The sequence below is a fragment of the Clostridium sp. AM29-11AC genome (genome assembly GCF_003480545.1).
Classification (GTDB): Bacteria; Bacillota; Clostridia; order Lachnospirales; family Lachnospiraceae; genus Otoolea; species Otoolea saccharolyticum_A.
Genome location: NZ_QUJI01000030.1, coordinates 23,500 through 34,030 on the forward strand (window position 1 = coordinate 23,500; position 10,531 = coordinate 34,030).

At 47.6% G+C, this 10,531-nt stretch carries 9 protein-coding genes; 2 read left to right on the forward strand and 7 right to left on the reverse strand.

All coding sequences use genetic code 11. The features are described from left to right. Positions 1-76: 76 nt before the first annotated feature. Positions 77-1,561, reverse strand: a complete 1,485-nt coding sequence (locus tag DW757_RS15545; protein ID WP_008399329.1) for an SWIM zinc finger family protein — start codon at positions 1,559-1,561, stop codon at positions 77-79. Between the two features lie 534 nt (positions 1,562-2,095). Here DW757_RS15545 and DW757_RS15555 point away from each other — a divergent pair. Both DW757_RS15555 and DW757_RS15560 read left to right on the forward strand, forming a co-directional pair. Continuing rightward, complete coding sequence (locus tag DW757_RS15555) at positions 2,096-2,551, forward strand: MarR family transcriptional regulator (protein ID WP_118752191.1); 456 nt, start codon at positions 2,096-2,098, stop codon at positions 2,549-2,551. Then, positions 2,548-3,966, forward strand: a complete 1,419-nt coding sequence (locus DW757_RS15560; RefSeq protein WP_118752192.1) for an MATE family efflux transporter — start codon at positions 2,548-2,550, stop codon at positions 3,964-3,966. The genes DW757_RS15555 and DW757_RS15560 overlap by 4 nt, the downstream gene beginning before the upstream one ends. 274 nt (positions 3,967-4,240) lie before the next feature. Here DW757_RS15560 and tuf read toward each other — a convergent pair whose 3' ends face one another. From tuf to DW757_RS15585, 6 genes are all read right to left on the reverse strand, one after another. Then, positions 4,241-5,434, reverse strand: coding sequence for an elongation factor Tu (gene tuf / locus DW757_RS15565; protein ID WP_015544328.1), 1,194 nt, complete (start codon positions 5,432-5,434; stop codon positions 4,241-4,243). 218 nt (positions 5,435-5,652) lie between these two features. After that, entirely contained in the window at positions 5,653-7,773 is a 2,121-nt protein-coding gene (gene fusA, locus DW757_RS15570; RefSeq protein WP_118752193.1) for an elongation factor G, read from the reverse strand. Between the two features lie 15 nt (positions 7,774-7,788). Continuing rightward, complete coding sequence (gene rpsG / locus DW757_RS15575; RefSeq protein ID WP_008399336.1) at positions 7,789-8,259, reverse strand: 30S ribosomal protein S7; 471 nt, start codon at positions 8,257-8,259, stop codon at positions 7,789-7,791. 203 nt (positions 8,260-8,462) lie between these two features. Next, positions 8,463-8,882, reverse strand: a complete 420-nt coding sequence (gene rpsL, locus DW757_RS15580; protein ID WP_015573464.1) for a 30S ribosomal protein S12 — start codon at positions 8,880-8,882, stop codon at positions 8,463-8,465. Between the two features lie 103 nt (positions 8,883-8,985). After that, positions 8,986-9,150: a hypothetical protein gene (locus tag DW757_RS17465; protein WP_182433329.1), complete on the reverse strand. Its 165-nt coding sequence runs from the start codon at positions 9,148-9,150 to the stop codon at positions 8,986-8,988. Between the two features lie 79 nt (positions 9,151-9,229). Continuing rightward, positions 9,230-9,691, reverse strand: a complete 462-nt coding sequence (locus DW757_RS15585) for a hypothetical protein (protein WP_087382405.1) — start codon at positions 9,689-9,691, stop codon at positions 9,230-9,232. Positions 9,692-10,531 lie beyond the last annotated feature (840 nt).

The following is a 10,531-nucleotide window of genomic DNA, read 5'->3' on the forward strand; positions in this document are numbered from 1 at the left end:
CCTTTCTGCCTGAACGGTTCAGACTGGTCCGCAGCACACGAAAACTGCCCTGAATTTTCAGCTGCGCTTCCCCTCTTTAATACATGAGCCTTACAATCTCCTTTTCCGTGACAATACTTCTGGGATGCAGGCAAATCTTCCTGTCTGTCTCGTCATAGTACAGCAGGCCAAACATTACCTGATTTTTTAGAAGTGTCCTGTCGGGAAGCAGGCCAAGCTGCTGCACACAGGGTTCCCAGCCCCTGCAGGTGCGGTCTCTCAGCTCGATCCTTCCGCCTGCTGCATCCTCCATCACCACACATTCGCCATCCTCCCCGGCGCGGCCGATCTGTGAAAAGGCAATGAGCATCCCGCAAAAGTCATCTGACAATGTATTTTTTATCTGATTCTTCACCTGCTTTACCGCCGATGGAATATCCTTCCAGGCAAGCTCCATGAGTCCTCTCCTGTCACTGTCCTCCACCTCCTGAAAGATGGCCTGCTCCCACCGAATCCGCCGGTTCATATCGCCGGGATAGTATATCAGGGAAGGAACCTTCAGTTTTGCAAAGCAGGAGTCCTCCTGCTTTATGTGACTGAGGGCTCTCACAGGGCGATAATTTCTGGAAACCGACACCTCGCCTGTGTCGATATCTGCCCAGAAAGCCTCATCTATGTACTCCCTGGCCGCCTCGTCATACAGAACGGAAAAGGAGAGCTGCAGAAGCTGCGCATTCTCCTTTTTAAGTCCCAGCTCCTCCAGCTGATCCAGACGCCAGATTCCGCCCAGCTCCTCAAACAGGATACTCCCGTCCTCCTCTGCCGCACCGGCTTCCAGCCTTTCCCTCAGATAAACGTCCGCCTTCTTTCCCAGGGCGTGCAGCCGGATCAGAAGCTTCACTGCCGCCCTGCAGTGGGATGGGTCTGAATCCTTCTGATACTTTTCCATGCACAGAATCAGTTCATTCAGATATTTCTGCGGCCCGGGGAGATAATAGTCTCCAAGCTGCTTTGACAGCTCCCTGTAATTCTTCAGAGAGATGCTTCCCATAGACGAAAGGCCGGAGAAAAGAAGCTGATCCGTCATCTTCTTCAGCAGTGCAAGTCCCTCCAGCTGCTTTTTCATCTTCCTTGTCTTCGCAGCCCCGGAAGACTTCGCGGCTGTTTTTTTCTTTTTCTCCCCACCGCTCTCTGTGCCGCCCTGTGCCTGTGAAAGGGTTTTTGCCTTTTTTTCCTCTCTGGCTTCCTGCCTTGCCCTCTTATCAAGAATATCCCCTGGAATCTCTCCCACAGGAAAATCCTTTCCCGAGGCTATCTCAAACAAAAGGGCAATACTGTGCTTGCAGGGAAACTGACGGCTGGGACAGCTGCATCGAAATACAGGCGCTCCCTCCTTCACAAAATCTGCCGAAACCGTATAATTTGACTTTCCGCTTCCCCTGCACTCTCCCATATAGAAGGTGTCGTCCGCAGAGCGCATGCGGGACACAAAGCCTCCGCCCGACGAAATTTTCCTTCCGTTCATCACAGCTCCCCCGTTGGGAGCCAGGCTGATAATCTCCTGCTCACTGATCGTTCTCATATAACCTCCTGTCCCCCGCAAAAAGCGAACATTTGTTCTATTTTTATTATAACCGAGCCTGCGGAAATTTCAATAGCCGCAGAACACATTTTTTATGTTTCTGTCCGCCTCAGCCCATCACATCTCACCTGCTGCTGCGCAGGTGAATCAAACTCTCTCCCATCAAATTTCAGTTCTTTTTGCTGTTTTATATAATAGATTCTGCCTTTTAGATAGAATACCATATTTTAACCAAAATTAACTCCTGTTTTTTCTTAAATTTTCCTAAACACGCAGATACTTTCCTGATTTCCCGCCTGATTTCCGCAAATACGCCTCTGTCCCCTCCCCGACAGTCCGGCGTGACTCTGCTCTCAGCCATGTTCACTCCTGCGTCTCCGTACTGCAAAATAGTTGACAATTCAACTTTCATTTTCTATAATAATTTTGTCACTTTTTATTATTACAAAATTTTAACACCGAATCTTCGGTAAAAGGCCTGATATCTGCTGTCAGAACTCTCTCACAGTAAAATCCGGCCTGGAAAGGCAGGTTATGGGCATTCAGAGAAATACTACATACCTAAAGCATATTTCCACGATCCAGCGCTGCACCCAGAGATACTTTGAGGCAGCTCTGACCGGCTTCAGCATCGGATACGGACAGCAGTTTTTTCTGCTCCGCATCAGTGAGCAGGAGGGGATCAGCCTTCAGGAGCTGGCAAAACGCGGAAACTATGACAAAACGACTGTGACAAAGGCAGTCCGGAAGCTCACAGAAGAGCATCTTGTCTGCTCTGTCCCGGATCCCAGAGACAGGCGAATCCACCATCTGTATCTGACAGACACAGCCAAGGCCCTGATTGAACGACTTTACGAAGTCAGAGATCGCTGGAAAAATCAGCTCACAGAAGGATTTTCCGAGCAGGAAAAAGCACAGATGGAGGGCTTTCTGAGCAGAATGGCCTCACTGGCCTGGGAAATGACTGAAAAAGGAGAATACCGATTATGAAACATGAAACCAAAGCTTTGCAGTCAGGAAATCCGCTGGAATATAAACCGATCCCCCAGCTGCTTCTGGCCTTTTCGGTTCCGGCCATTATTTCCTGCCTGATCAACTCGATTTACAATATCGTAGACCAGATTTTCATTGGGCAGGGCGTCGGGTACCTGGGAAACGCAGCCACGACCATCGCTTTCCCTGTCATGACCATTATACTGGCTTTCGGAACCCTCATCGGTGCAGGAAGCAGCGCTAATGCGGCGATCAGCCTGGGAGAGCGGAGAAACAGGCGGGCGGAAATCATACTGAACAATGCCTTCGCTCTCGCCCTTGTGTCAGGGATTATCCTGATGGCTGTGGGCCTTCTCTTCCTCAGACCGATTCTCTCTCTGTTCGGAGCTACCGAGGCATCCATGCCCTATGCTGTCGATTACACTTCCATCATCCTGCTTGGAACCCCCTTCAACCTGATTGGAATTGTATTGTCTAACCTGGCCAGGACAGACGGTCATCCGAGACTTTCCATGTATGGCATGATGATTGGAGCCGGGCTCAACACCATCCTGGATCCGATTTATATTTTTATTTTCCACTGGGGTGTCAAGGGAGCAGCTATCGCTACCATCACCTCGCAGATTATCTCAGCCATCATTCTGACCGCCTATTTCCTGCGGGCAAACAAAAATCCTCAGCACATGAGGCTTCGCCTGCGCTCGATGAAATTTGCCGGCCCCATCGTAAGCCGGTCTCTGACACTTGGCGTTTCCTCCGGAATTACCCAGTCTGTGGCGTGCATCATGCAGGTTGTTTTAAACAACTCTCTTGTCCACTACGGAAATCTGGAGGCTGCCGGCGGCGGCGACATTGCTCTCAGCGCCATGGGAATCGTCTCGAAAATTTCCATGATTCTGGCTTCCCTGGCCATCGGCTTCGGTATCGGTGCCCAGCCAATCCTTGGCTTTAACCGCGGCGCCGGGAAGTATGACCGGATTAAAACAACCTATAAAATATGCAGTATTATGGCTTCCGTCTGTCTGATCACCGGCTGGGTTCTCTGTCAGCTCTTCCCTGAACAAATCATCAGCCTTTTTGGACATGAAAGTGCAGCGTTCACGGATTTTGCAGTAAAGTGTATGCGGATCTATCTGTTTGGCATCTTCTGTGCCGGGTTTCAGATTGTTTCTACCAACTATTTTCAGGCTACGGGACAGCCTCTCAAAGCGGCTATCCTGTCCTCCCTGCGCCAGCTTGTGCTTCTCATCCCGCTGATTCTGATCTTTCCTCTGTTTTGGGGCCTCGACGGAATTCTCTTTGCCGGTCCGGTGGCGGACATCAGCTCCACGATCATTGTTTCCCTGTTTGTCATTCCGGAGATGAAAAAACTCAACCAGAAAATCAGTGAGATGAGAACGGCGGCGCAGTAAAACGGAATCATTCAGACAGCTCACTTCTCACTTTTCGAATGAAGGCCGGCTGCTCCTGGTGTATGCCAGAGCGGCCGGCCTTCTTCTTTCTTATTTTCTTACGGCAAAAAGAAAGCGGTGCCGCAAAGCCTCATCGACTTTGCAGCACCGCTTTTATCCCACTTGAGCAAGATACCGCCCCGGCCTGGGTCTCTCCCGGAGAGAGACTCAGAGCAGACCGGTATCGTATTACAAGCGCTTGCCGCGCATTTATTTTATGAATCCGTATTGGTGATTACTCAAGGATAGAAACTACTCTACCGGAACCAACTGTACGGCCGCCCTCACGGATAGCGAAACGAAGTCCCTGCTCCATAGCTACTGGATGGATCAGCTCAACTGTCATCTCTACGTTATCGCCAGGCATGCACATCTCTGTACCAGCCGGTAACTCGCAAACACCTGTAACGTCTGTTGTTCTGAAGTAGAACTGCGGACGGTAGTTGTTGAAGAATGGTGTATGACGGCCACCCTCGTCCTTTGTCAGAACGTAAACCTGTGCTGTGAACTTATTGTGGCACTTTACAGAACCTGGTTTGCACAGACACTGACCTCTCTGGATCTCTGTTCTCTGAACACCACGAAGCAGAGCACCGATGTTGTCACCAGCCTGAGCCTCGTCAAGGAGCTTACGGAACATCTCGATACCAGTTACAACTACCTTACGTGTCTCCTCGTGGATACCAACGATCTCAACCTCATCAGATACATGAAGTGTACCACGCTCTACACGGCCTGTAGCAACTGTACCACGACCTGTGATGGAGAATACGTCCTCAACTGGCATAAGGAATGGCTTATCTGTGTCACGAACTGGATCCGGAACATAGCTGTCTACAGCATCCATAAGCTCAAGGATCTTGTCTCCCCACTCGCTGGACGGATCCTCAAGAGCCTTTAATGCGGAACCCTGGATGATCGGTGTGTCATCGCCCGGGAACTCGTACTCGTTCAGAAGCTCACGGATCTCCATCTCTACTAACTCAAGAAGCTCTGGATCGTCAACCATATCACACTTGTTCATGAATACAACGATGTAAGGAACGCCTACCTGACGGGACAGAAGGATGTGCTCTCTTGTCTGAGCCATAACACCGTCTGTAGCAGCTACTACAAGGATAGCGCCGTCCATCTGAGCAGCACCAGTGATCATGTTCTTAACGTAGTCAGCATGTCCTGGGCAGTCAACGTGTGCATAGTGTCTGTTGTTTGTCTCGTACTCAACGTGTGCTGTAGAGATAGTGATTCCACGCTCTCTCTCCTCTGGAGCCTTATCGATGTTCTCAAAAGCAACAGCCTCACCTGTACCTAATCTGTCATGCAGAGTCTTTGTGATAGCTGCTGTTAAAGTTGTCTTACCATGGTCAACGTGTCCGATGGTACCAATGTTGCAATGTGGTTTAGTTCTTTCAAACTTTGCTTTTGCCATTTTATAACGTCCTCCTTAAATTTGCCCGCAAAAGGGCTAGATGATATATGTTAGGCTGTTTCTAATTATATTCTATCAGAATATCTTTTTCAAGCCTATTTTACAATCCCCCGGCAGATTTTTGTCTATCCGGGGCTCCTCTCGGAACCCCCTGCAGATGGCGCGTCGCAAGTCCGCAGCCGGCTGCCGGAGGACAATTTAACCTTTACGGTCTCTGATTACTTTCCGGCTTTCTCGGAAAGAATCTTCTCCTGTACGCTCTTCGGAACCTGCTCGTACTTCTCGAAGAACATGGAGTAGTTACCGCGTCCCTGTGTCTTGGAACGCAGGTCTGTGGAGTATCCGAACATCTCGGAAAGCGGAACGAATGCCTTAACCATCTTTCCGTTTCCTACGTCCTCCATACCCTCGATGCGGCCGCGGCGGGAGTTGATGTCACCGATAACATCTCCCATATACTCCTCCGGCATAGTAACTTCCACCTTCATGATCGGCTCCATAAGAACCGGACCTGCCTTCTTCATGGCCTCTTTGAAGCACATGGAACCGGCAATGTGGAATGCCATCTCGGAGGAATCGACCTCATGGTAGGAACCGTCGTAAACAGTTGCATGAACGCCCAGTACCGGGAATCCGCCAAGGATACCAGCCTTAGCTGCCTCCTCGATACCCTCGCCGACTGCCGGGATATACTCCTTCGGAATCGCACCGCCGACAACGGAGGACTCGAACTTGAAGGTCTCCTCTGCATTGGCGTCCATCGGCTCGAATTTAACTTTACAATGTCCGTACTGACCACGTCCACCGGACTGCTTTGCATACTTGTATTCCTGATCAACGGCCTTTGTAAATGTCTCTTTGTAAGCAACCTGCGGAGCACCTACGTTTGCCTCAACGTGGAACTCGCGGAGCAGACGGTCAACAATGATCTCCAGGTGAAGCTCACCCATACCGGAGATAATGGTCTGTCCTGTCTCCTGATCTGTATGAGCACGGAATGTCGGATCCTCCTCGGCAAGCTTTGCCAGAGCCTCGCCCATCTTCTGCTGTCCAGCCTTTGTCTTCGGCTCGATAGCGATGTCGATAACCGGCTCCGGGAACTCCATGGACTCAAGGATTACCGGATGCTGCTCATCACAGATTGTATCACCAGTTGTGGAGAACTTGAATCCGATTGCTGCGGCGATGTCGCCGGAGTAAACCTTGTCAAGCTCCTGTCTCTTATTTGCATGCATCTGAAGAATACGTCCGACACGCTCCTTCTTGCCCTTTGTCGCGTTCAGTACATAGGAACCGGAGTTTAATGTACCGGAGTAAACGCGGAAGTAAGCAAGCTTTCCTACGAACGGGTCAGTCATAATCTTGAATACCAGAGCGGAGAACGGCTCCTCATCAGAGGACTGTCTCTCAATCTCATTGCCTTCCATATCAACACCCTTGATAGCCGGGATGTCAAGCGGAGACGGCATATACTCAATAACAGCGTCAAGGAGCTTCTGAACACCCTTGTTTCTGTATGCTGTACCGCAGCAAACCGGGATAGCTGCACACTCGCAGGTTCCCTTTCTAAGAGCCTTCTTTAACTCGTCAACAGACGGCTCCTCGCCCTCAAGGTACTGCATCATCAGATCGTCATCCAGCTCGCAGATCTTCTCTACCATCTCTGTGCGGTAAAGCTCTGCATCGTCCTTCATATCCTCAGGAATATCTGTGATAGTGATATCCTCGCCCTTCTCGTCATTGTAGATATAGGCCTTCATCTCCATCAGATCAACGATACCCTTGAAGCTGTCTTCCTTTCCAATAGGAAGCTGTAAGCAGATAGCGTTCTTTCCAAGTCTTGTCTTGATCTGCTCTACGCAGCCGTAGAAATCTGCTCCCAGGATATCCATCTTATTGATGAATGCCATACGGGGAACATTGTAGGTATCTGCCTGACGCCATACGTTCTCGGACTGTGGCTCAACACCGCCCTTTGCACAGAACACACCTACTGCACCGTCAAGTACACGCAGGGAACGCTCAACCTCAACTGTGAAGTCAACGTGTCCTGGAGTATCAATGATGTTGATACGGTGCTCTAATGCGCCTGGCTTCGGTTTGCACTGTTCCTGCAGTGTCCAGTGGCAAGTGGTAGCCGCTGAAGTGATAGTGATACCTCTCTCCTGCTCCTGGGCCATCCAGTCCATGGTAGCTGTACCTTCATGAGTATCACCGATCTTATAGTTTACACCAGTGTAATACAGGATACGCTCAGTTGTAGTTGTCTTACCAGCATCGATATGAGCCATAATTCCAATATTTCTGGTTCTCTCTAACGGATATTCTCTTCCAGCCAAAGCTTTTTCCTCCTATTAGAATCTGTAATGAGCAAATGCCTTGTTAGCCTCTGCCATCTTATGCATATCTTCTTTCTTCTTTACGGATGCGCCTGTGTTGTTGGCTGCGTCCATGATTTCCTTTGCAAGTCTCTCCTCCTGAGTCTTCTCGCCTCTCTTGCGGGAGTAGAGAGTGATCCAGCGAAGTGCAAGAGCCTGTCTTCTCTCCGGCTTAACCTCGATCGGAACCTGGTATGTGGCACCGCCGATACGTTTTGCCTTAACCTCGAGAACTGGCATGATGTTGTTCATAGCCTCCTCGAATACCTCAACGGCATCCTTGCCTGTCTCTGCTGCTACACGGTCAAATGCGCCGTATACGATCTTCTGAGCAACACCCTTCTTGCCGTCTAACATAATGTTGTTGATTAATTTAGTAACAACCTTGTTGTTGTACAGCGGATCTGCTAATACGTCTCTTTTCTGAGTATGTCCTTTACGTGGCACGTTACTTCCCTCCTTAATATGGCTGCCTGAAACTTATTTTACGCTGCATATGCAGGCAGATTTCGTTTCCCGCAGCGTTTCATTAGATCTTAGGTACTCGCATGAATTCCAATGCGTGTCGTGCTCGGTTCTTATGATTAAACCTGCAACCTACAAGTCAATATCAAAGTCCGGCACTAAAATTCATCTGAATTTTCACCTAATTATTTCTTGTCTTTCGGCCTCTTAGCACCGTATTTGGAGCGGGCCTGCTTTCTGTTGGCTACACCTGCTGTATCAAGTGTACCACGGATGATGTGGTATCTTGTACCTGGTAAGTCCCTAACACGGCCGCCACGGATCAGAACAACGCTGTGCTCCTGTAAGTTGTGTCCCTCACCTGGAATGTAGCTTGTTACCTCGATTCCGTTGGACAGACGTACTCTGGCGATCTTTCTAAGAGCTGAGTTCGGCTTCTTAGGTGTTGCAGTCTTAACTGCTGTACAAACACCTCTCTTCTGAGGAGCAGATACGTTTGTAGCTCTCTTCTGTAAAGAGTTGTATCCCTTCTGCAGAGCCGGTGCTGTGGATTTCTTTTCAGATGTCTGTCTTCCCTTTCTTACTAACTGGTTAAATGTAGGCATCCTTTTCACCTCCTGTGATATTGTCTGTTGGTTGCGGCTTTTACGTTTAAAGCCCTGTTTTTACGCACAAAAATCCTGTATGAAAATTTTGCACGCTTACTCATTATAGCAGATTGTCATGTTCTGTCAAGGCTTCCAGAATATTTTTTTGCGGATTTTCCTTGTTTTTAGGGGGTTGCGGGGATTTTGGAAGAAACCCTGCGGCTTTTTTTAGTTGGGATTTTTCCGGCCTCATCCGTCCCAGCATGAAGATGTGGCTCTTTTTCATTTACACACCCTCTGACCGGCTGATGACAAACAGAGCGGGAGGCATCCTTAAAAGCCTCCCGCTTCTAACTATACTGCACCTACTTTCCCAGCCAAATACTTTTTATCAAATATGCCGCTGACATGAGTATAAAAAGAACGATTAAAACCAAAGTGTTCCCCCATACTGGAAACAAATAATCTCCTCTAAAAGAAGGATCGATCATTGCAAATGGAACTGTACAGACAAACATCAGAAAAACTGTTAATGCAGAGTATCCAAACCACCTGCGTATGTCTCTCAGAGATCCATTTCTAAGAATCGAAAAGGCCAGCAGTATACTGCCAAAAATAAAAATTCCTGAACATCCTCCAGAAATTGTCTCTGCAAACACTCTGCAAGATACCCTCTGCTCCAATAGTTCCACAGAATAATTTGCACCGCTGAGGGGATAAAATTTATTTATTGTAAAAAACACAAGGGAATGAAATAGAATTCCAGCTAATAAGGCGCCTCTCAGCAGCATCCATATCCATTTATTCTTATAAATATCTGCCAACATAATTTTCGATTATCCTTCACTTAACTAAGCCTGCCTGTTCCTTAATTATCCATTGGATTCTCTTCCCTTATATAACAAACTTTTTATCTGAAAACAATTCATAGTTTTTCCATCAGGCTGTGTTGTATGGTACAAATTCAAGTATGCTCTGATTAATTCAGAGCTGTCTGTTTGATTGCCTGATAAGATATACTCCGGATTTCCATATAATGGAAACTCATATTGTGATACACGCTTATCGGCCGAAAGTGCAGCCAAAGTATCAGCATATGCTCCTTATTTTCTCTATTGACTGCCGATTGCCCCTAAAATACCCGGAATTATAAATACCCACGGATTCTTAATAAGAAACGTAAATCCCAACGGATAATTGCCGGTAATAAAAAAATATATCAGCATGGCTATATAAATTAAGATCAGCAGTACAGCAATTCCAGAAATTTTTTTAACAGCAGTATCGTACTTTTTTTGAAATAAGTAATGTCTTATAAGCCCTGCTATCATGAGTGCTGATACAAAATAAAAAATCGGAACTATAATTATGTATGTAACGCGATAATAAAATGCCGAATAGTTCCTGGCATCTATATTTTTCAGAACCATAAAATAGGTGATTAAATAGCATACACTTATGAAACATATTGCGATTTCAATAAAAAACTTTTTATTTTTTACCGCAGTCACCTCCCCCAGCTTTTCTTCTTATCGTTTTCTAACTCACTGTCTTATATCCCCCCTCTGCCTATTCTTTTTCCTGTCCTGTACGATAAATTAATTATATCATTTTCCTCGTATTATATAGTAGTAGTGTTTATAGACCCTCTCCAAGGTCTGTATGCT

Excerpts from the sequence above, each read along its gene's own strand:
- DW757_RS15545 (WP_008399329.1), bottom strand. The coding sequence starts at position 1,561 with ATGAGAACGATCAGTGAGCAGGAGATTATCAGCCTGGCTCCCAACGGG.
- DW757_RS15555 (WP_118752191.1), top strand. The coding sequence starts at position 2,096 with ATGGGCATTCAGAGAAATACTACATACCTAAAGCATATTTCCACGATC.
- DW757_RS15560 (WP_118752192.1), top strand. The coding sequence starts at position 2,548 with ATGAAACATGAAACCAAAGCTTTGCAGTCAGGAAATCCGCTGGAATAT.
- tuf (WP_015544328.1), bottom strand. The coding sequence starts at position 5,434 with ATGGCAAAAGCAAAGTTTGAAAGAACTAAACCACATTGCAACATTGGT.
- rpsL (WP_015573464.1), bottom strand. The coding sequence starts at position 8,882 with ATGCCTACATTTAACCAGTTAGTAAGAAAGGGAAGACAGACATCTGAA.
- DW757_RS17465 (WP_182433329.1), bottom strand. The coding sequence starts at position 9,150 with ATGAAAAAGAGCCACATCTTCATGCTGGGACGGATGAGGCCGGAAAAA.
- DW757_RS15585 (WP_087382405.1), bottom strand. The coding sequence starts at position 9,691 with ATGTTGGCAGATATTTATAAGAATAAATGGATATGGATGCTGCTGAGA.